This is a genomic window from Allobosea sp. TBD101 (assembly GCF_059817965.1).
Window position 1 is genome coordinate 2,652,339 of sequence record NZ_CM187543.1, and the last position, 20,742, is coordinate 2,673,080.

General features: G+C 67.0%; 21 protein-coding genes. 18 read left to right on the forward strand and 3 right to left on the reverse strand.

All coding sequences use genetic code 11. The annotated features are described in order from the left end of the window. Positions 1-77: 77 nt before the first annotated feature. From AC6RIC_RS13010 to AC6RIC_RS13065, 12 genes are all read left to right on the forward strand, one after another. Positions 78-1,172 carry a TRAP transporter substrate-binding protein gene (locus AC6RIC_RS13010; RefSeq protein ID WP_499736450.1) on the forward strand — a complete coding sequence of 365 codons (1,095 nt, stop codon included), beginning with the start codon at positions 78-80 and terminating at the stop codon, positions 1,170-1,172. 236 nt (positions 1,173-1,408) lie between these two features. Further along, on the forward strand, positions 1,409-2,419 hold the full coding sequence (gene nagZ / locus AC6RIC_RS13015) for a beta-N-acetylhexosaminidase (protein ID WP_499736451.1): 1,011 nt from the start codon (positions 1,409-1,411) through the stop codon (positions 2,417-2,419). Positions 2,420-2,596: 177 nt separating this feature from the next. Continuing rightward, positions 2,597-3,427 carry a segregation and condensation protein A gene (locus tag AC6RIC_RS13020; RefSeq protein ID WP_499736452.1) on the forward strand — a complete coding sequence of 277 codons (831 nt, stop codon included), beginning with the start codon at positions 2,597-2,599 and terminating at the stop codon, positions 3,425-3,427. Further along, entirely contained in the window at positions 3,424-4,122 is a 699-nt protein-coding gene (scpB, locus tag AC6RIC_RS13025; protein ID WP_499736453.1) for an SMC-Scp complex subunit ScpB, read from the forward strand. The genes AC6RIC_RS13020 and scpB overlap by 4 nt, the downstream gene beginning before the upstream one ends. 247 nt (positions 4,123-4,369) lie before the next feature. Beyond that, positions 4,370-5,410: an ABC transporter ATP-binding protein gene (locus tag AC6RIC_RS13030; protein WP_454658981.1), complete on the forward strand. Its 1,041-nt coding sequence runs from the start codon at positions 4,370-4,372 to the stop codon at positions 5,408-5,410. 80 nt (positions 5,411-5,490) lie between these two features. Continuing rightward, a complete protein-coding gene (locus AC6RIC_RS13035; RefSeq protein ID WP_499736454.1) occupies positions 5,491-5,739 on the forward strand; it encodes a twin-arginine translocase TatA/TatE family subunit in 249 nt (82 codons plus the stop codon). A gap of 44 nt (positions 5,740-5,783) precedes the next feature. Next, positions 5,784-6,491 (forward strand): Sec-independent protein translocase protein TatB, encoded by a 708-nt coding sequence (gene tatB / locus AC6RIC_RS13040; protein WP_499736455.1) that lies wholly within the window; start codon positions 5,784-5,786, stop codon positions 6,489-6,491. Continuing rightward, on the forward strand, positions 6,488-7,300 hold the full coding sequence (gene tatC / locus AC6RIC_RS13045; RefSeq protein WP_499736456.1) for a twin-arginine translocase subunit TatC: 813 nt from the start codon (positions 6,488-6,490) through the stop codon (positions 7,298-7,300). The genes tatB and tatC overlap by 4 nt, the downstream gene beginning before the upstream one ends. 106 nt (positions 7,301-7,406) lie before the next feature. Continuing rightward, positions 7,407-8,708, forward strand: a complete 1,302-nt coding sequence (serS, locus tag AC6RIC_RS13050; RefSeq protein WP_499736457.1) for a serine--tRNA ligase — start codon at positions 7,407-7,409, stop codon at positions 8,706-8,708. A gap of 2 nt (positions 8,709-8,710) precedes the next feature. Then, the gene (gene surE / locus AC6RIC_RS13055; protein WP_499736458.1) at positions 8,711-9,472 is read left to right on the forward strand and encodes a 5'/3'-nucleotidase SurE; all 762 of its coding nucleotides are present in this window, start codon (positions 8,711-8,713) and stop codon (positions 9,470-9,472) included. Between the two features lie 19 nt (positions 9,473-9,491). Then, entirely contained in the window at positions 9,492-10,154 is a 663-nt protein-coding gene (locus tag AC6RIC_RS13060; RefSeq protein WP_499736459.1) for a protein-L-isoaspartate O-methyltransferase family protein, read from the forward strand. Between the two features lie 422 nt (positions 10,155-10,576). Beyond that, positions 10,577-11,950, forward strand: a complete 1,374-nt coding sequence (locus AC6RIC_RS13065; protein ID WP_499736460.1) for a peptidoglycan DD-metalloendopeptidase family protein — start codon at positions 10,577-10,579, stop codon at positions 11,948-11,950. A gap of 298 nt (positions 11,951-12,248) precedes the next feature. On the opposite strand, the gene AC6RIC_RS13070 is transcribed toward AC6RIC_RS13065, so the two are convergent. Next, on the reverse strand, positions 12,249-13,133 hold the full coding sequence (locus tag AC6RIC_RS13070) for an ATP-binding protein (protein WP_454656677.1): 885 nt from the start codon (positions 13,131-13,133) through the stop codon (positions 12,249-12,251). Between the two features lie 342 nt (positions 13,134-13,475). Between AC6RIC_RS13070 and yajC the strand changes: the two genes are divergently transcribed. From yajC to AC6RIC_RS13095, 5 genes are all read left to right on the forward strand, one after another. After that, entirely contained in the window at positions 13,476-13,751 is a 276-nt protein-coding gene (gene yajC, locus AC6RIC_RS13075) for a preprotein translocase subunit YajC (RefSeq protein WP_454658982.1), read from the forward strand. A gap of 62 nt (positions 13,752-13,813) precedes the next feature. Further along, positions 13,814-15,424 (forward strand): protein translocase subunit SecD, encoded by a 1,611-nt coding sequence (secD, locus tag AC6RIC_RS13080; protein ID WP_499736461.1) that lies wholly within the window; start codon positions 13,814-13,816, stop codon positions 15,422-15,424. Positions 15,425-15,457: 33 nt separating this feature from the next. Further along, the gene (gene secF / locus AC6RIC_RS13085; protein WP_499736592.1) at positions 15,458-16,420 is read left to right on the forward strand and encodes a protein translocase subunit SecF; all 963 of its coding nucleotides are present in this window, start codon (positions 15,458-15,460) and stop codon (positions 16,418-16,420) included. A 132-nt stretch (positions 16,421-16,552) separates the two neighbouring features. After that, positions 16,553-16,930 (forward strand): Mth938-like domain-containing protein, encoded by a 378-nt coding sequence (locus AC6RIC_RS13090; protein WP_499736462.1) that lies wholly within the window; start codon positions 16,553-16,555, stop codon positions 16,928-16,930. Positions 16,931-16,995: 65 nt separating this feature from the next. Then, positions 16,996-17,907 (forward strand): phytoene/squalene synthase family protein, encoded by a 912-nt coding sequence (locus tag AC6RIC_RS13095; RefSeq protein WP_499736463.1) that lies wholly within the window; start codon positions 16,996-16,998, stop codon positions 17,905-17,907. 45 nt (positions 17,908-17,952) lie between these two features. Here AC6RIC_RS13095 and trmFO read toward each other — a convergent pair whose 3' ends face one another. Continuing rightward, positions 17,953-19,359 carry a methylenetetrahydrofolate--tRNA-(uracil(54)-C(5))-methyltransferase (FADH(2)-oxidizing) TrmFO gene (trmFO, locus tag AC6RIC_RS13100; RefSeq protein ID WP_454656681.1) on the reverse strand — a complete coding sequence of 469 codons (1,407 nt, stop codon included), beginning with the start codon at positions 19,357-19,359 and terminating at the stop codon, positions 17,953-17,955. Between the two features lie 185 nt (positions 19,360-19,544). Beyond that, positions 19,545-19,700, reverse strand: coding sequence for a DUF1127 domain-containing protein (locus tag AC6RIC_RS13105; protein WP_082009515.1), 156 nt, complete (start codon positions 19,698-19,700; stop codon positions 19,545-19,547). A 561-nt stretch (positions 19,701-20,261) separates the two neighbouring features. Here AC6RIC_RS13105 and AC6RIC_RS13110 point away from each other — a divergent pair. Continuing rightward, entirely contained in the window at positions 20,262-20,615 is a 354-nt protein-coding gene (locus AC6RIC_RS13110; protein ID WP_499736464.1) for a hypothetical protein, read from the forward strand. Positions 20,616-20,742 lie beyond the last annotated feature (127 nt).

Below are 20,742 nucleotides of genomic sequence, written 5' to 3' on the forward strand. Positions count from 1 at the left end.
TCGGCCATGCGAGTAGCCTCCCCAACAACGCGAGGCTTGCCCCGAAGGGGCAGCCGTCCGAACGCTGGAGGTAACCCATGGATCGCCGCAAGTTCGTCAAGGCCGCTGCCGCAGGTGCAGCCGGCAGCGCCGCCATCGCCGCGCCGGCTGTCGCCCAGTCGCAGCCCAAGATCAATTGGCGCCTGACCTCGAGCTATCCCAAGAGCCTCGACACGCTCTATGGCATCTCGACCCATGTCGCGAAGCGCGTGGCCGAGGCGACCGACAACAATTTCCAGATCCAGGTCTTCGCGCCCGGCGAGATCGTGCCGCCGCTGCAGGCACTCGACGCCGTGCAGAATGGCACCGTCGAGTGCAGCCATACGCTGGCGAGCTTCTATATCGGCAAGGACCCGGCCTTCGCCTTCGAGACCTCGCTGCCCTTCGGCTTCAATGCCCGCCAGCAGAATGCCTGGCTTTACCAGGGCGGCGGGCTCGAACTCTGCCGTGCCTTCATGAAAGGCTACAACATCCACACCATCCCGTCGGGCAATACCGGCGCGCAGATGGGCGGCTGGTTCCGCAAGGAGATCAAGTCGCTGGAGGACCTGAAGGGCCTGAAGTTCCGGATCGCCGGCCTTGGCGGGCGGATCATGGCGCGCCTCGGCGTCGTGCCGCAGACCATCGGCGGCGGCGACATCTATCCGGCGCTGGAGCGCGGCACGCTCGATGCCGTCGAGTTCTCCGGTCCCTATGACGATGAGAAGCTCGGCTTCGTGAAGGTCGCCAAGTACTATTACTATCCCGGCTTCTGGGAGGGGAACGCGAATGTCAGCTTCCTCGCCAACCAGGACAAGTGGAACGAACTGCCGGCCTCCTACAAGGCGATCGTCGAGGCGGCCTGCGCCGAGGCCAACATGAACTGCCTGGCCAAGTACGACCACAACAACCCCGACGCGCTGATTCGCCTCGCCGGCACGGGCGCGGAGCTGCGGCCCTTCCCGCAGGAGGTGATGACGGCGGCGTTCAAGGAGGCTTTCGCCATGTATGGCGAACTCGCCGCCAGCAACGCCAATTTCAAGACCTTCTACGATTCCTTCCTGCCGTACTGGAAGAAGGAACAGCTCTGGTTCCGCATCGCCGAACTGCCCTTCGACGCCTTCAACGCGCAGAACTACCAGCAGGTGAAGTGAGGGACCTTTCCCGCCAAGGCGTGTCATCCCGGGCGACCGTAGGGAGACCCGGGATCCGCCTGAACCATGCCGGACGCGCTCCGGCATGGATCCCGGATCGGCGCCGCCGAAGGCGGCTTGTCCGGGATGACGTCGAAGGTGAGGCGATGACGGTGCCTCCTCGCCATTGCTTTCCCGCATCGGCCTGGTCCGAAAACCGCATTTGCCTTTTCGGGCCGATGTCGTAACCCGATGTCATGACATCGCGCGCCTTCATCGCCGGCTGCCTCGGCACGAGCCTCACCGCTGACGAGCGGGCCTTCTTCCGCGACGCCAGGCCCTGGGGCTTCATCGTCTTCAAGCGCAACACGCAGACGCCCGAGCAGACTGCGGCGCTGACGGCGGAGATGCGCGAGACCGTTGGCTGGCACGCGCCGATCCTGATCGATCAGGAGGGCGGGCGGGTCCAGCGCATGGGGCCGCCGAACTGGCCGAAATACCAGTCGGCGCGCGCCTTCCTCGCGATCAACGATCCCATCCGCCAGCGCGAGATCGTCCGCCTCAGCGCCCGCCTGATGGCGCATGACCTGAGACAAGTCGGCATCGATGTCGATTGCCTGCCGGTGCTCGACGTGCCGGTCGCCGGCAGCCATGACGTGATCGGCGACCGGGCCTATGCTCATGACCCCGATCAGGTCGCGCGGCTCGGCCGGGCCGCCGCCGAGGGGCTGATCGCCGGCGGCGTGCTGCCGGTCGTCAAGCATATGCCCGGCCACGGCCGGGCGCGCGCCGACAGCCATCACGACCTGCCGATCGTCGACGCCTCGCTGGACGAATTGCGGGGGCATGATTTCCGGCCGTTCCGGCATCTCGCCGACATGCCGCTGGCGATGACCGCGCATCTCGTCTTCACAGCGCTCGACGCGAAGAACCCGGCGACGATCTCGCGGAAGATCGTGCGCGAGATCATGCGCGGCGAGCTCGGCTTCGACGGGTTGATCATGACCGACGACATCTCGATGAAGGCGCTGTCGGGCTCGTTCGAGGCGAAGTCGCGCGCCGCGATCCGTGCCGGGGTCGATGTCATCCTGCATTGCCACGGCATCATGGACGAGATGATCGCCGTCGCCGGGGCCGTGCCGGAGATGACCGGCGCCCGCGCCCGCCGCGCCGCCGCCGCCCTCGGCCGCATCCGGCATGAGCCGGAGCCGGTCGATCTGGAGGCCGCGCGCGCCGAAGTGTCGGCCGCGCTTGCCTTGAGCGCCTGAACGGCCGAATCTACCTTGGGGCATGTAATTTTCCCAAGTGCAGTCATCCCGGACGGAGCGAAGCGAAGATCCGGGATCCATGCCTGAGCTTGGCCGATAGAGGTTCCGGCATGGATCCCGGGTCTCCCTTCGGTCGCCCGGGATGACGGCGCGTATGGGATGTAGGGGCTGAGGCTCATGACGGCCGAATTGCCATTCGAGGAAGACCGCACTGAGCGCGCGGGCGAGCCTTCGCTCGTCGTCGATGTCGACGGCTATGAAGGGCCGCTCGATCTGCTGCTCGATCTCGCGCGCCGGCAGAAGGTCGACCTGCACCGCATTTCGATCCTGGCGCTGGCCGAGCAGTACCTCACCTTCGTCGAGGAGGCGCGGGCGCTGCGTCTCGAACTTGCGGCCGACTATCTCGTGATGGCGGCCTGGCTCGCCTATCTGAAGTCGCGCCTGCTGCTGCCGGAACCGCCCAGGGGCGAGGAGCCGAGCGCCGCCGATCTCGCGACCGCTCTCGCCTTGCGACTGCGCCGGCTGGAAGCGATCCGCGCTGCCGCCAACAAGCTTTCGGCGCGCGAGCGGCTGGGGCAGGACGTGTTCGCCCGCGGCGCGCCGGAGGAGATCGTTGCCGGCGCCCGGCCGGTCTGGGAGGCCGAGCTCTACGATCTGCTCGCGGCCTATGCCCAGCAGCGGCAGAAGCGGGTGCAGGGCCATATCTCGGTCGGCCACCGCGCCGTCTGGTCGCTGGTCGAGGCGCGCGAGGCGTTGCAGCGGCTGGTCGGGGAGGCCGGAGACTGGACCGAGCTCGACGGCTACCTGATGCAATACATGATGGCGCACGGCCTGCCGGCGCGGGAGATGCGGGCGACGGTGCGGGCTTCAGCCCTGTCGGCGATGCTCGAGATGGTGCGGGAAGGGGTGATCGACCTCCGCCAGGATGAGGCCTTCGCGCCGATTCAGGTGCGCCGCCGCTCGGCCCGGCCCGAAGGCCTGCCCTTCGCGGCCAAGGATGCTTCATGACCGGCGCGGCGGCTGAGTCCGGGGATGTCGAGGCCGATGGCGGGGCGGAGGCCTTTGCGCAGGCGGTGCGCGTCGTCGAGGCGCTTCTGTTTGCTTCGGCCGCGCCGCTGACCACTGATGCGCTCGGGCGCGCGATTCCGGCCGGCATCGCGATCGATCAGGTGCTGGCGCGGCTTGTCGAAAGCTATGCGCTGCGTGGGGTCAATCTGCGCCAGGTTGCCGGCGGCTGGGCCTTTCGCACGGCGCCGGATCTCGGCTATCTGCTCGCGGCCGAGGCGGAACCGCCGCGGCGCCTGTCGCGGGCTGCGCTCGAGGTGCTGTCGATCATCGCCTATCACCAGCCGGTGACGCGGGCCGAGATCGAGGAGATCCGCGGCGTCGCCACCGCCAAGGGCACGCTCGACATCCTGCTCGAGGCGGGCTGGGTGCGCCTGCGCGGGCGGCGGCGCTCGCCGGGGCGGCCAATCACCTACGGGACGACGCCGGGCTTCCTCGATCATTTCGGGCTCGATCGCATCGACGACCTGCCGGGACTCGAGGAACTCAAGGGCACGGGCTTCATCGAGGGGCGGCTGACGCGCGACCTCGCCGTGCCCGTTCCCGACGACGATCCGGGCTTGCGCGACGACGAGGACCCGCTCGGCGATCTGTTCAGCCCGCTTGACGACGGCGAAGGCGGATCGCAACAGGGGTGAGGGCGCACGCTGAGGTCGCTGCTCCCCTCCGTATGTCATCCCGGACGAGCCGCGTCAGCGGCGCCGATCCGGGATCCATGCCTGAGCTTCTGCTGGATGCGCTCCGGCATGGATCCCGGGTCTCCCTTCGGTCGCCCGGGATGACAGCGCAAATTTGGATAGGTGGAGCAGGGCATTGGCGCAGAGCGAAACCAAATCAGGATGGCTCGGCTGGGGCCGGCGCGGCACGGCCGGGGCGGCGATCCCGATGGCGCTCGGCTTCGAGGGCGTGACGCAACGCTTCGGTTCGGTGACGGCGCTGTCCGATGTCTCGCTTTCCGTCAAACCCGGCGAGATCGTCGCGCTTCTCGGCCAATCCGGCTGCGGCAAGACGACGCTGCTCAGGCTCGCGGCCGGGGTCGAGCGGCCGAGCGCCGGCCGCGTCCTGCTGGAAGGGCGTGACGTCTCCAACCCCGATCGTTTCGTCGAGCCCGAGCATCGCGGCGTCGGCTTCGTCTTCCAGGACTATGCCCTGTTTCCGCATCTTTCGGTGCGCGAGAATGTCCGCTTCGGCCTGCGCGGCCAGGCTCCGGCCGCGGCCGATGCGACCGCCTTGCGGGCGCTGGGGCGGGTCGGTCTCGCGGAACTCGCCGATGCCTATCCGCATATGCTCTCGGGCGGCGAGCAGCAGCGCGTGGCGCTGGCGCGTGCGATCGCGCCGCGGCCGGGCGTGCTCTTGATGGACGAGCCGTTCTCCAATCTCGACCGGCGTCTGCGCGATGTGGTGCGCGACGAGACCGCAGCCCTGCTGGAGGAGACCGGTGCGACCTCGATCATCGTCACGCATGATCCCGAGGACGCGATGCGGATTGCCGACCGGATCGTGCTGATGCGGGCCGGCCGGATCGTCCAGATCGGCACCGGCGAGGAACTCTACCGGCAGCCTGCCAGCCTCTTTGCCGCCCGATTTTTCTGCGACTTAACCGAGGTCGAGGGGCGGGTTTCCGATGGAGCCGTCGATACCCCGTTCGGCCGCTTCGCAGCGCCGGGGATCGCGGAGGGCGCGGCCGCCATTGCCTGCATCCGGCCGCACCGCGTTCGTATCGTGCCGAAGGGCTATTACCTGCGTGGGCGATTGATCGGCCGGCGCTTCCTCGGGGAGGCCGACCATCTGCAGGTGAGGGTCGACGGCTTCGATCGGGCCCTGTCGGTGCGGGCGCCGCTCTCTGACGAGATCGCGGTGGGCGACGAGATCGGGGTCGAGATTCCGTCGGATGAAGTCCTTGTGTTTCCGGCTGCGGATCAATAGGTTCCGCCGCCGAACAATCGACCGGACAAGGACTTGGTTGGGGCCTGCCCCGGTCGACGCAATTTCGGAGGAGTTTCGCCATGGGTGGCGTGAGCATTTGGCACTGGATCGTCGTCGGCGTCATCGTGATGCTGCTGTTCGGACGCGGCAAGGTTTCCGAGCTGATGGGCGACGTCGCCAAGGGCATCAAATCGTTCAAGAAGGGCATGGCCGAGGATGACGAGACGGCGGCGCCGACCGCTACGACCGTCGATCCCAAGGTGATCGACCAGACGAATGCCGACAACGCCGCTGCCCAGGCCCAGGCCAAGGCCGAGCACAAGGCCTGATGCCGCTGCCCCTTCGGGGGCAGGCTTGAGAGGACGAGCCGTCGATGTTCGACATCGCCTGGAGCGAGATGGTGCTGATCGGCGCGGTGGCGCTGGTCGTTATCGGCCCGAAGGACCTGCCCAAGGCCCTGCGCACGGTCGGCCAGACGATTGGCCGTGTCAGGCGCATGGCCTCGGAGTTCCAGGGGCAGTTCAACGACGCGATGCGCGAGGCCGAGCTCGCCGACCTGAAGAAGCAGGTCGAGGATGTCGGCGGATCGGTGTCGAGCGCGCTGAACAATGATTTCAAGCCGATCGACTCGATCAAGGACTTCGAGGCTTCCAAGCCCGATGCGCCGAAGCCGGACGAGGCCGCGCTGAAGGAGGCCGAGGCCAAGCTCGCCTCGCTGCCGCCGCCTGAGCCTCTGCCGCCGGTCCAGATCGCGGCCGAGACGCCCAAGCCCGCCGACAAGCCGAAGCGCGCGAGCAAGGCCGCAGCCGAGCCGGCGGCCCCGGTCGTCGCGGCGCCGGTTGCCCCGGCGGTCGCGGCCGAGCCCGCTCCGGCGAAGCCCGTCCGCAAGCGCAGCGCCAAGGCCGCCGAAGCACCGGCTGTCGCTGAAGCACCGGATCCGGTGCCTGTCGTGGCTGCGCCGGCTAAGGCACCGAAGGCAGCCGCGCGCAAGCCTAAGGTCGCTGCCGCAGCTCCGGCTGAACCCGCCAAGCCGGCCGCCCGCAAGCGCAAGACCGCCAAGGGCGAGGAGAATTCCGCATGAGCGTCGCCAATCCTCGCGAGGGCGAGGACGAGATCGAGGCCTCGCGCGCACCGCTCATCGAGCATCTGGTCGAGCTGCGCTCGCGGCTGATCAAGTCGCTGATCGCCTTCCTGCTGATGTTCTTCGTCTGCTTCGGCTTCTCGACGCAGATCTACAACATCCTCGTGCTGCCCTATGTCTGGGCCGCCGGCAGCGCCGCCAATGCGCAGCTGATCTATACCGGCCCGCTCGAGCTGCTCTTCACCCATATCAAGGTGGCGGCCTTCGGCGCCGGCTTCTTCGCCTTCCCGGTGATCGCGACGCAGGTCTACAAGTTCGTGGCGCCCGGCCTCTACAAGAACGAGAAGGCGGCGTTTGCACCGTACCTGATGGCAACACCGGCGTTCTTCACGCTTGGCGCCATGCTGGTCTTCTTCTTCGCCATGCCGGTGCTGATGAAGTTCTCGCTCGGCATGCAGCAGGCCGCGACCGAGACGCAGGCCGGCATCGCGCTCCTGCCGAAGGTCAGCGAATATCTCTCGCTGATCATGACCCTGATCTTCGCCTTCGGCATCGCCTTCCAGCTGCCGGTGATCCTGACCCTGCTCGGGCAGGCCGGCATGATCGATTCGAAGTTCCTGAAGGAAAAGCGCCGCTACGCCATCGTCTTCGTCTTCGTCGTGGCGGCGGTGCTGACCCCGCCGGACGTGATCTCGCAGCTCATGCTCGCGATCCCGATGATGCTGCTCTACGAGCTTTCGGTGTTTTCGGTGCGCCGGGTCGAGAAGAAGAGCGAGGCGAAGAAGGCGGAGGAGGAGGCGGCGGAGTAATCGATCTCCGCCGTCCGGAATGACGCGAGGGGTGGTTCCCTCGCGCGCGATCCCGGTCTAGAGCATGCGACGCTGTATTCCGCAGCGATGGCATGGCCGGACGACGATGTACGACATCAGATGGATTCGCGAGAACGCCGCGGCGTTCGACAAGGGGCTTGAGCGCAGGGGCCTGGCGCCGCTGTCGTCCTCGCTGCTCGCACTCGACGATGTCCGCCGCTCGTCGATCGCCAAGGCGCAGGCCACGCAGGAACGCCGCAACGCGCTCTCCAAGGAGATCGGCAAGGCGATGGGCGCGAAGGACGTCGCGCTCGCCGACACGCTGAAGGCCGAGGTCGCGGCGCTCAAGGAGCAGCAGCCGGCGCTGGAGGCCGAGGAGAAGGCCGCCAAGGACGCGCTCGACGAGAAGCTCGCCGCGATCCCGAACGCGCCCTTCGACGACGTGCCCGACGGAGCCGACGAGCACGGCAATGTCGTGCTGCATGTCCATGGCGTGAAGCCGGAGGAGCGCGGGCTGCTCAAGGGCGTCAACGACCCCAAGCAGCATTTCGAGCTGGGCGAGGCCCTCGGCCAGATGGATTTCGAGAAGGCGGCCAAGCTCTCCGGCTCGCGCTTCGTCGTGCTGCAAAGTGGGATCGCGCGCCTGTCGCGGGCGATCGGGCAGTTCATGCTCGACACGCACACGGAAGAGCACGGCTATACCGAGGTCAATCCGCCGCTGCTGGTGCGCGACGACGCCATGTTCGGCACGGCGCAGCTGCCGAAGTTCCGCGAGGACCAGTTCCGCGCCGGCGAGGAGCATTGGCTGATCCCGACCGCCGAGGTTCCGCTGACCAATCTGGCAAGGGAATCAATCCTCTCCGAGGAAGAGCTTCCGCTTCGATTCACCGCGCTGACACCCTGCTTCCGGTCGGAGGCCGGCTCTGCCGGACGCGACACGCGCGGCATGCTGCGCCAGCACCAGTTCGAGAAGGTCGAGCTCGTCTCGATCACCGCGCCTGAGAAGTCGCGCGAGGAGCATGAGCGCATGCTCGCCTGCGCCGAGGCGGTGCTGAAGAAGCTCGACCTGCATTATCGCGTGATGACGCTGTGCACCGGCGACATGGGCTTCGCCTCGCAGAAGACCTGGGACATCGAGGCCTGGCTGCCCGGCCAGAAGACCTATCGCGAGATCTCGTCCTGCTCGGTCTGCGGCGATTTCCAGGCGCGGCGGATGAACGCCCGCTACAAGACGAAGGACGGTAAGGGGCCGTTCTTCGTGCACACCCTCAACGGTTCGGGCACGGCTGTCGGCCGGGCGCTGATCGCGGTGATGGAGAACTACCAGAACGCCGACGGCTCGATCACCGTGCCGGACGTGCTGGTGCCCTATATGCGCGGCGTGACGCGGATCGAGAAGGCGGCCTGAGAATGCGTATCCTCGTCACCAATGATGACGGCATCCATGCCGAGGGCCTGGCCGTGCTGGAGCGCATCGCGCGCCAGCTCTCCGACGATGTCTGGGTCGTCGCGCCCGAGACCGACCAGTCCGGCGTCGCGCATTCGCTGTCGCTGTCCAATCCGCTGCGGCTCCGCGAGATCAGCGAGAAGCGCTACGCGGTGCAGGGCACGCCGACCGATTGCGTGATCATGGCGGTGCGTTCGGTCATGGCCGATGCGCGGCCCGATCTCGTGCTCTCCGGCGTCAACCGCGGCTCGAACGTCGCCGAGGACGTGACCTATTCCGGCACCATCGCTGCCGCCATGGAAGGCACGCTGCTCGGCGTGCCCTCGATCGCGGTCAGCCAGGCCTATGCGCCCGGCAATCGCGATTCGATCCGCTGGGACTGCGCCGAGAGCCATGCGCCGGGGATCATCCGCCGCCTGCTGGAAGAGGGCATTCCGGAGGGCGTGCTGTTCAACCTGAACTTCCCCAATGCGGGACCGGACGAGGTTGCGGGCGTCGCCGTCACCGTGCAGGGGCGGCGCGACCAGGAACTGGTGCAGCTGGAGCCGCGCAAGGACGGCCGCGGCAATCCCTATTACTGGATTGCCTTTCAGCGCAGCGGCAAGGAGCCGGCCAACGGCACCGACCTGAAGGCGCTGGCCGAGAAGCGCATCTCGATCACGCCGCTCGAACTCGACCTGACGCATGAGCCGACGCTGACGCGCTTCGCGCAGCTGTTCGCCTGAGCGAGAGGCGGGGAGGGGCATGAGCGAGGACGCGCCGGCCAGCGAAGGCGAGCGCACCGTCGCCTTCCTGCTCTCGCTCCGCGCGCGGGGCGTGCGCGATCTCGCGCTGCTGCGCGCGATGGAGCGGGTGCCGCGCGACCGCTTCGCACCATCCCGCTTCGCCGATCTCGCCCGGCAGGACGTCTCGGTGCCGCTGCCCTGCGGCCAGACGATGACCGCGCCGCATACGGTTGCCAATCTGCTCGGCGCGCTCGACATGCAGCCGGGCGCGCGGGTGCTCGAGATCGGGACCGGATCGGGTTATGTCTCGGCGCTGCTGGCCGCGATGGGGGGCGAGGTCGTTTCGCTGGAGCGCTATCGCTCGCTCGCATTGGCGGCTCATGAGCGCGTTTCCGACAGCGGCTTCGGCGGGGCCGTCGATCTGCGCCATGGGGACGGATTCCAGCCTGACCGGACGCTCGGGCGTTTCGATCGCATCCTCGTCAACGGCGTCACGCAGGCGGTGCCGGAGGCGTTGCTGGCGCGGCTCTCGCCGGGCGGTCGTCTCGTCGGCGCGCTGCGTGTCGAAGGGGCGGCGCGGCGGGTCGTGGTCACCCATCTCGAAGACGGGCAGTTCGACCATGCGACCGGGCCGGCGCTGCGCCTGCCGCCCTTGATACCCGGCCGGTCGCGCGCGCTGTAGGCGTGCCGTCACACCGGCGGCCGTCCTCTCAGGCCAGCAGGTGCCAGGCGGCCCAGCCGAGAAAGCCGATCCACGCGATCGTCGTGACGACGGCGGCGATCACGATGGTGATGGCAACGAAGCCTCTGAAGCGATCCATGTCGGTTCCCCGAGGAGCCGGCCCGCCTAGCATGGGGTGAGGTGGACCAATCTCCGGCATATCTTACCCTTACGTCATGCTGGCGCGCATCCTACATTCGAGGGATGCCGGTGTGCCTCTGCAGGGTCTTGCGCCCATGGCCGGGCAGTCAGGCCGGCCATATCCGGCTCCTTGCGGCGCCTGGAACGCGTTACCCAAGTTTCTGGCGCCGTTTACGCGAAATTAAGCTCAACGGGACTTTAATCCCGGTCATCGAGTTGCGTCGTTCGCGAGTACTCAGTTCATGCGTAGCCAAGCCGAAACGATCAATCCCCGCGCGCTCCGTCGCTTGTCGACGGTGTGCCTGTTCGCTCTCAGCGTCAGTGCCTGCTCGTCGGATGCGATGCGCTTCACCGACACGCCGTTCGAGAGCCCCTTCAAGTCGGCCCAGGCGCCGTCCCAGTTCCGTGATCCGGCCACGACCGGCTCGATCGGGCAGGTGTCGAGCGCGCCGCTGCAGCCGGTGGCTTCCGCTCCGGTCGTTCGGGCGCAGTCTCTGCCGCCGCCGCAATCCTCCGTCGCGCTGAGCTCGCCGGCCCCGCAGGCCGTCTCCGGCGGTGCCGCCGGCTGGTCCGCGCAGGGCGGAACCCCCGTCGTGCTCGCCCAGGGCGAGACGCTCGACACGATCTCGTCGCGCTATGGCGTGCCGCGTGCCGCCATCATGTCGGCGAACGGGCTGAACAGCGCCAACGTTGCTCCCGGAACGCGCATCACCATTCCCGTCTACAACGCTTCCGCCTCTGCTGCTCCGGCCGCCGCCCCCGCGCCGGCCCGCCAGGTCGCCCAGGCGCCGGTCGAGACGCAGCGTTTCGTCGCCGGCCCGTCGGCGGCTCCGCGTGTGACCCCGCCGGCTGCCGTCGATCCGAAGGCGCAGGCAAAGGCCGCTGCCGACGCGAAGGTTGCTGCTGCCGCCGAGGCCAAGGCGAAGGCTGCCGCCGATGCGCAGGCCATGAAGGAATCGCGCGCCCGTTTCGCTGCCGAAGCGAAGGCCAAGGCCGATGCCCGCAAAACCGGCGCCGCCCTGCCGACGCCGGTCGCCAAGCCTGCGGCTGCGCCGGTCGTCGCTGCGAAGCCTGCTCCCGAGGCGAAGCCGGTGAAGACCGCCGTGCCAGCCGCCAAGCCGGTGGTCGTCGCGAGCGCTCCGGCTGTCGAGCCGAAGCCGACCGCGATCCCGAAGGCCGATCCGGTTCCGGAGCCGAAGACCACGGCCAGCATCCCGAAGCAGGAAGAGGAGACCTCTTCGGCCGACAAGGCGGATTTCCGCTGGCCGGCGCGCGGCCGCGTGATCTCGGGCTATAGCGGCAAGGGCGGCAACGAAGGCATCAACATCGCGGTTCCTGAAGGCACGCCGGTCAAGGCGGCCGAGGGCGGCACGGTCGCCTATGCCGGCAGCGAGCTGAAGGGCTACGGCAATCTCGTCCTGATTCGCCACCCGAACGGCTATGTCTCGGCCTACGCCCATAACGGCGAGCTCAAGGTGAAGCGCGGCGACACCGTGAAGCGCGGCCAGGTCGTCGCCAGCTCCGGCCAGAGCGGCAACGTCTCCTCGCCGCAGCTCCACTTCGAACTACGCAAGGGTTCCGCGCCGGTCGATCCGACGCCCTATCTGAACAACTGATCCCGGAGCCGCGGACGAGTTTTCCAGCCTTCGATCGGTTCCGCGAGACCCTCCCGATCGAAAAGAACGGGGCTGCCCCAGAAAAGGGCGGCCCCGTTTTCGTTTGTGTTCCGGGTTGGGCAGGCAGTTGCCTCGGTTGTCATTCCGGGGCGCGCCACAGGCGCGAACCCGGAACCCACGACTGGGCTGGCCAATAAGACCGGTTGTGGACGGCTCACCCGGTCGTGGGTTCCGGGTTCTTCGCTGCGCGAAGCCCCGGAATGACAAGGGGGCAAAGTCGTTGCGAGCGTACGCCTTTTCAGGATTCCAGCCGCTTGCCCAACCGGCCGGCGAGGTCCTGGATGTACTGCCAGGCGGTGCGGCCGGAGCGGGAGCCGCGCGTCGTCGACCATTCCAGCGCGTCGCGGCGCAACTCGTCGGCGGCGACATTCAGTCCGAAATGGCCGGCATAGCCGTTGATCATCTCCAGGTATTCGTCCTGGCTGCATTTGTGGAAGCCGAGCCAGAGGCCGAAGCGATCGGACAGAGAGACCTTCTCCTCGATCGCCTCGCCCGGATTGATCGAGGTCGAGCGCTCGTTGTCCATCATGTCGCGCGGCAGCAGGTGGCGGCGATTCGAGGTGGCGTAGAACACGACATTGTCGGGACGGCCCTCGACGCCGCCGTCGAGCACCGCCTTCAGGGACTTGTAGGAGGTGTCGTCGCTGTCGAAGGAGAGATCGTCGCAGAAGACGATTGCATAGTGCGGATCGTTGCGCAGCAGGCTCATCAGCGCGGGCAGGCTCTCGATATCCTCGCGATGGATCTCGATCAGCTTCAGCGGCAGCGCATCCTTGGCGAGGCGCAGGTTGGTGTCGGCATGGACGGCCTTGACCAGCGAGGACTTGCCCATGCCGCGCGCGCCCCAGAGCAGCACGTTGTTGGCCGGCAGGCCCTGGGCGAAACGCTCGGTGTTCTCGGCCAGCGTGTCGCGAACGCGATCGACGCCGCGCAAGAGCGAGAGTGCGACGCGGTTCACCTTTGGCACCGGCACCAGCTCCGAGCCCGCAGCCTGCCAGACGAAGGCGTCCGCAGCCTTGAGGTCCGCGGCCTTGCGGCGGGGCGGGGCGATGCGCTCGAGCGCGTCGGCGATGCGCAGCAGCGTGGCCAGCGTCTGGTCGGGGGCGGTTTCGGTCGTGGTCATGGCAGCTTGCGCCTTCGTTTCGTTCTGTCGAACCGTACCGTACCGTCCGGTACGGTTCACGCCGCTAGCTAAACCACGCCGTGGATCGTGCGCAAGGGGCATTGCGCGAATGGCAGCCAGCCCATAGGTGAGGGAGCGCGCGCGGGAAACCGGGCGCGTCCGATTGATTTCATGGCGTTGCTGGCTATAGTCCGCGCGATTTTCCGGCCGGGCGGTGGTTTTGGCCTTACGTCTTTCCATCAGAGATTCGCGGTCGGCGGCGTGCCGCCGCCGTACCAGAGGAGTGTATTCGTGATCACCCCCGCTTTCGCCCAGGCTTCGGGAGCCGGTGGCGGCGCCGACATGCTGATCCAGCTCGTGCCGTTCCTGCTGATCTTCGTCATCATGTGGTTCCTGATCATCCGGCCGCAGCAGCGCCGGGCGAAGGCTCACCAGGAGCTGATCAAGAACGTGCGTCGCGGCGACACCGTCGTCACCTCCGGCGGCATGATCGGGAAGGTCTCGAAGGTCGTCGACGATGCTGAGATCGAGGTCGAGATCGCCGACGGCGTGCGCGTGCGCATCGTGCGCGGCATGATCCAGGACGTCCGCTCCAAGAGCGAGCCGGTCAAGAACTGAGAATGCCACGGTCAGGCTCCGCATGCGGAGCCTGAGCCACGATAACAAGGCTGTTCACGCAGATGCTTCGTCTCCAGGCCCGCAAGGTCATCCTCGTCCTGCTCGTGCTGTTCATCGGCTGTGGGCTCGCCGTGCCGAACCTCTTGTCGCCTGAGACGCGCAAGGCCATCGAAACCAACGCACCGTCCTGGATTCCGCGGGCCTTCCTGCCGATTCATGCCGTGGTGCTCGGCCTCGACCTGCAAGGCGGGTCCCACGTCCTGCTCGAGATCGACCGGGCCGAGCTGGTGCGCAGCCAGGTCGTCCAGCTGCGTGACGACGTCCGCCGCATCCTGCGCGACGAGCGCGCCGCGCCCCAGGGCGGTATCCAGACGACGCCGCGGGGCGTGCAGGTCCGCGTTCCGGACGCCACCGAGCGCGCCCGCGTGATGCCGAAGCTGCGCGAGCTCGCCCAGCCGATCGGCACGATCGGCGCCTTCGGGCCGTCGGGCAACCAGTCGATCAATGTCACGGAACAGCCGGACGGGCTGATCCAGCTCACGGTGACGGAAGCCGGCTCGAACGAGCGCATCCGCCGCGCCGTCGAGCAGGCCATGGAAGTGCTGCGCCGGCGCGTCGACGCGCTCGGCACGACCGAGCCGAACATCCAGCGCCAGGGCCTCGACCGCATCCTGGTGCAGGTGCCGGGCCTTCAGGACCCGCAGCGCCTGAAGCAGATCCTCGGCGATACCGCCAAACTCGAATTCCGCCTCGTCGGCGATGCGAACAGCAGCGATGTCGACATGCTGCCCTCGCAGGATGCCGGCGGCCAGATGGTGCCCGTTCTGCGCCAGCCCGTCGTCGACGGCGCCGACCTGATCGACGCGCAGCCGGCCTTCGACTCGCGCTCGGGCACGCCGATCGTGAATTTCCGCTTCAACATCCGCGGCGCCCAGCGCTTCGGCCAGATCACCACCGAGAATCTCGGCCGCCCGCTGGCGATCGTGCTCGACAACAAGGTGATCTCGTCGCCGGTGATCCAGTCGCCGATCACGGGTGGCTCGGGCCAGATTTCCGGCAATTTCACGGTCGAACAGGTCAACAACCTGTCGATCCTGCTGCGTGCCGGCGCGCTGCCCGCCAAGATGACCATCGTCGAGGAGCGCACTGTCGGCCCCGGCCTCGGCGCCGACTCGATCCAGGCTGGCAAGATGGCGACCCTGATCGCGACCGTGCTGGTGGTGATCTACATGCTCGCGACCTACGGCGTGTTCGGCCTGATCGCGAGCATCGCGCTCGTCGTCCATGTCGGCCTGATCTTCGGCCTGATGTCCTTCCTCGGCGCGACGATGACGCTGCCCGGCATCGCCGGCATCGTGCTGACCATCGGCACGGCGGTCGATTCGAACGTGCTGATCTACGAGCGCATGCGCGAGGAGGAGCATCAGGGCCGCAGCCTGGTCTCGGCGCTCGAAGCCGGCTTTCAGCGCGCCTTCGCGACGATCATCGACTCCAACGTCACCATGCTGATCGCGGCCGTTGCGCTGTTCTCGCTCGGCTCCGGCCCGGTGCGCGGCTTCGCGGTCGTCTTCATCCTGGGCATTCTCACCACCGTCATCACGGCGGTGACGCTGACCCGGATGCTGATCGCGATCTGGTATCGCTGGGCCAAGCCCAAGCATCTTCCGTTCTGACGCTGCCAACCCCTCAGGAGATTGGCCATGCGCATGCGCCTGCTTCGTATCGTTCCCGACAACACCAAGTTCAAATTCGTCTGGTTCCGCCGCTTCAGCTATCCGCTGTCGGCTGCCTATTCGATCCTCGTCCTCGCGCTCTTCCTGACCGTCGGCCTGAATTTCGGCATCGACTTCAAGGGCGGCACGCTGATCGAGATGCAGACCAAGGGCGCGGCCATCGACATCGCCCAGATCCGCCATACCGCCAACGGGCTCGGCTTCGGCGAGGCCGAGGTGCAGGAGTTCGGCTCGGGCGGCGAGGTCTCGATGCGCTTCGGCATGCAGCCGGGCGGCGAGACCGCGCAGCAGGCGGTCGTGGTCAAGGCGCGCGAGGCCTTCGCCTCGACCTATGATTTCCGCCGGGTCGAGACGGTCGGCCCGCGCGTCTCGGGCGAACTGGTCCAGGCGGGTACGCTCGGCGTCGTGCTCGCGATCGTCGGCGTGCTGATCTATCTCTGGTTCCGCTTCGAGATGCCGCTGGCGATCGGCGCCATTCTCGGCACGCTGCACGACATCGTGCTGACCATCGGCTTCTTCCTGATCACGCAGCTCGAGTTCAACCTGACCTCGATCGCGGCGATCCTGACCATCGTCGGCTATTCGCTGAACGAGACGGTCGTGGTGTTCGACCGGACACGCGAATTGCTGCGCCGCTACAAGACCATGCCGGTGGCCGAGCTGCTCGACCTCTCGGTGAACTCGACGCTGTCGCGCACCGCGATGACGGCGACCACGACCTTCCTGTCGCTGCTGGCGCTCGTGATCTTCGGCGGCTCGGCGATCGAGGGCTTCGCGCTGGTCATGCTGTTCGGCGTCGTGGTCTGCACCTATTCGGCGATGTTCGTCTCGACGCCAGTGCTGCTCTACATGGACGTCCGCTCGGCCGGCGCCCGAGAGGAAGCGCAGGAGGCGGCGCGGGCCGCCAAGGCTTCTGCCTCCAAGGCGAAGGCCTGAGCGCTTTCGTCATTGCGAGCGGAGCGAAGCAATCCAGGGAGACTGGGTGCGACGTTCCGCTCAGTCTCCCTGGATTGCTTCGTCGCTTCGCTCCTCGCAATGACGACGAGGGAAGCCTGAAGGAGAGAGAGGATGCCGCGCTTCGAGGGCTTCGTTCCCGGCCGATTCCCGCTCGACGCCATCGGCGCGGGCGGGTTCCGCTTCGCCGAGATGAGCCACAAGGGCTCGATCATCGCGACGCCGGCGGGCATCCGTATCTGGCCGGTGACGTGCTTTGCCGAGATCACGATCGAGAGCCTTCAGCCGGTGCTCGACGAGGCCGGAACGATCGATTTCCTGCTGATCGGGACGGGGCCGGACATCGCCTTCATTCCGCCCGCTCTGCGTGATCCCTTGAAGCAAGCCGGCATCACGGTCGAGGGCATGGCGACCGGAGCCGCAGCGCGGACCTATAATGTCCTCGTCGGCGAAGATCGGCGGGTTGCGGCGGCGCTGATCGCGGTCGACTAGATGCCGGCCATGTTGGCCAGGCGTGGCGGGAACAGGGTGCTTGCCCTAAGATTGGAAACGGCCGCATGATGACGGGCCGAGGCGGGACAATGCCGCAGACCGATACCGACGACCGCAGGGAAACCGCGCAGGCGCGCCTGCCGGAGGCTTATGCCCATTGCGCCGAGCTCGTCCGCGAGCAGGACCAGGACCGCTACATCGCCGGGCTCTACGCGCCCGAGGACCGCAGGGCGGCGCTCTATGCGCTCTATGCCTTCAGCCTGGAAATCGCACGGGTCAGGGCGCTGGTCAGCGAGCCTCTGCCCGGCGAGGTCCGGCTGCAATGGTGGCGCGACGTGCTGGAAGGGCAGGCAGGGGGTGAGACGCAGGCGCATCCGGTCGCCGCGGCCCTGCTCGACACGATCAAGCGCTATCGCCTGCCGGCCGCGCCGCTGACCGCGCTGATCGATGCGCGCATCTTCGACCTCTACGACGATCCGATGCCTTCGCTGCGCGACCTGGAGGGTTATGCCGGCGAGACGGCGAGTGCCGTGATCCGGCTGGCCTGCATCATCCTGGCCGGCGGGCGCGATCCCGGCGGGGCGACGGCTTGCGGCCATGCCGGCGTCGCCTATGCCTTGACCGGGTTGATGCGTGCCTTTCCCTGGCATGCGGCCGAGGGGCAGGTCTATTTGCCGGCCGACATCCTCACCCGCAACGGCGTGACGCGCGACGATATCGTGCGCGGGCGCGGCGGGCCGGGTGTGCTCTATACGCTCAAGGAACTGCGCGAGATCGTGCGTGGACACCTGAAGCGGCTGACCAGCCTCGGCGAGACGATCCCCGCCGGCCTGAAGCCGGCCTTCCTGCCGGTCGCGCTGGTCGAGCCTTATCTCAAGCGAATGGAGGTCGGCGGCTACGATCCCTACCGCACCATCATCACCCTGCCGGCCTGGCGCCGGCAATGGGTGCTGTGGCGGGCGTCGCGGAAGCGCTGAGGTGCGTCATGCCCGGGCTTGACCTGAGCCAGACGCTTTACCTCGTCACTCCGCCGCCTTCGCCTCGACGCCGCCGGCCCATTCGTCCATGACCTGCTTGGCGCGGATCGTCAGGGCCTGCTTGCGGGCGAGGCTCTTGGCCGGGCCTTTCAGGCGCTTGCCGTCGGGGCCGGTGGTCGCCACGCCCTCGATCAGCGGGAACAGGCCGAAATTGATGTTCATCGGCTGAAAGGAGCGCGGCCCCTCGTCGATGGTGACGATGTGGCCGCCGGTGATGTGGTTCACCAGCGCGCCGAGCGCCGTCGTCGCAGGCGGCAGGGGCAGGTCGCGCCCGAGCCGCTCGGCGGCGGCCATGCGACCGGCAAGGAGGCCGGTGGCGGCACTCTCGACATAGCCCTCGCAGCCGGTGATCTGGCCGGCGAAGCGCAGGCGCGTATCGGCCTTGAGACGCAGGCGCTCATCCAGCAGCTTCGGCGAGTTCAGATAGGTGTTGCGGTGGATGCCGCCGAGCCTTGCGAACTCGGCGTTCTGGAGGCCCGGGATCATCCGGAAGATCGCAGCCTGCTCGCCATATTTCAGCTTGGTCTGGAAACCCGTCATGTTGAACAGCGTGCCGAGCGCGTTGTCCTGCCGGAGCTGGACGACGGCATAGGCCTTGACCGTCGGGTTATGCTTGTTCGTCAGGCCGACCGGCTTCATCGGCCCCCAGCGCAAGGTCTCGCGGCCGCGCTCGGCCATGACCTCGATCGGCAGGCAGCCGTCGAAATAGGGCGTGCCTTCCCATTCCTTGAATTCGGTCTTCTCGGCTGCGAGCAGTGCGTCGATGAAGGCCTCGTACTGGTCGCGGTCGAGCGGGCAATTGATGTAGTCGGCGCCGGTGCCACCCGGCCCCGCCTTGTCGTAGCGCGACTGGAACCAGGCCTGATCCATATCGACCGAATCGAAATGGACGATCGGCGCGATCGCGTCGAAGAAGGCGAGCGCATCCTCGGATGTCAGCGATTGCAGGCCCTGCGCCAGCGCGGGCGAGGTCAGCGGGCCGGTGGCGATGATGACATTGTCCCATTCGGCCGGGGGGAGGCCGGCGATCTCGCCGCGATCGATGGTGACGAGCGGGTGGGCTTCCAGTGCTGCGGTGACGGCCTGCGAGAAGCCGTCACGGTCCACCGCGAGCGCGCCGCCGGCCGGGACCTGATGGGCGTCGCCCTTGGCCATGATCAGCGAATTCAGGCGGCGCATCTCCCAATGGAGCTGGCCGACCGCATTGCTGGAGGAATCGTCGGAGCGGAAGGAGTTCGAGCAGACGAGCTCGGCCAAGCCTTCGGTCTTGTGGGCGTCGGTGCCGCGAACGGGGCGCATCTCGTGGATGATGACGGGGATGCCGGCCTCAGCGATCTGCCAGGCGGCTTCGGAGCCGGCGAGACCGCCGCCGATGATGTGAACGGGTTCCATGGCTGCGGATGTGTCCGCAGCGGGCCGCGAGGTCAAGGGACAGGCGCCCTGAAATGCAAAATGCCCGCCGTGAGGCGGGCATTCGCTCTTCGACCGAAGCTCGAGGGGAGGGGAAACACGAGCCTCAGGAGAAACTACACGGAACGCGCCGCACCCTGTGCGCGGCGGTTCTCATTCCAGAGCCTTCAGGCCGCGGCGTGCGAACGCGCGATGAAGGAGATCTCCGAGCGCGACAGGCCGAGATCATCGAGCTCGCGGTCGGTCAGACGGGAGAGCTCACGAACGGTCTCGCGATAGCGGAGGTAGGCGCGAATTTTGGCAGCGATCATGGTGACGAACATGGTGGTATCCCTTGCGAATATTCCGGACCGGGGCGGTGCCCACAGCGACAATCTCGTTGTGCAGTGCATATAAACCGGACAGCCTGCTTCCAACAGGGGCACAAGGTCAGCTCCGATATGCAATCAATGCATGTCGAGTTAAGGTTCCGGTCATTTTCGTGGGGTCGTTCTGCGTTGACGGTAACGGTTGCGGCGAAATTGAGGAAATTTGCAGCCTCTGATTTGTGCATTCGTAAATTTGAGCGAGTAGTCTGGCGATATGTGCCTCTGAAATAGGCATGTTGCGGTTGCTAAATGGCGAGCGCTTGCGACGGGGTAATTTTGCGTTGCGGTACGAGGCGCTGCGGATGCGATGCCTGGTCGCAGCGGGGGGCGACGGCGCGACTCAAAATGATCCGCGTGCGGCAGTGTTTGCCGGGCAGAACTTGCCGACTTCAGAATGGGTGGCCCATCGTTGTCTGGGTCTATTTCTGGCCAATCTATTGAATTGAAAGAAGAATCCTTGCGATCCGCTCGCGGCCCAGGGCTTGCCTCACGGTGGTCAACAGAAAGGAGCGCGCGATGACCGTCTCATTCTCGACCTCGAACTGGCCCGTCAACCTGCCGAAGACCTACGCCGCCAAACAGGCGGCCGATAACGATTCGAAGCAGGATGCCGGAGCTTCCGGCTCGTCCTCTGCTTCATCGCCCTCGGCCGAATCCGAGTTCCTGAAGATCGCGCGGATGACGCCGGAGGAGCGGGTTCAGGCCGCACTCCTCGCCAAGCTCGGCATGACCGAGGACGAGTTCAACAAGCTCGATGCCCAGGCCAAGGCGGACGTGATGACCAAGATCCGCGACGAGATGCTGAAGCAGATGGAAGCCAAGGGCGAGACCGCGCAAAAGACCGGCGCGCTTGCCGATATCCGGGTCTGAGGCACGCCTGGACGCTGCTGAAGCTGTATGGTCGCGGCTTTGCGCCGCCTTTGTCATTCCGGGGCTTCGCGCAGCGAAGAACCCGGAACCCACGACCGGGCGAGCCGCTTGCAACTGAACAATGCAG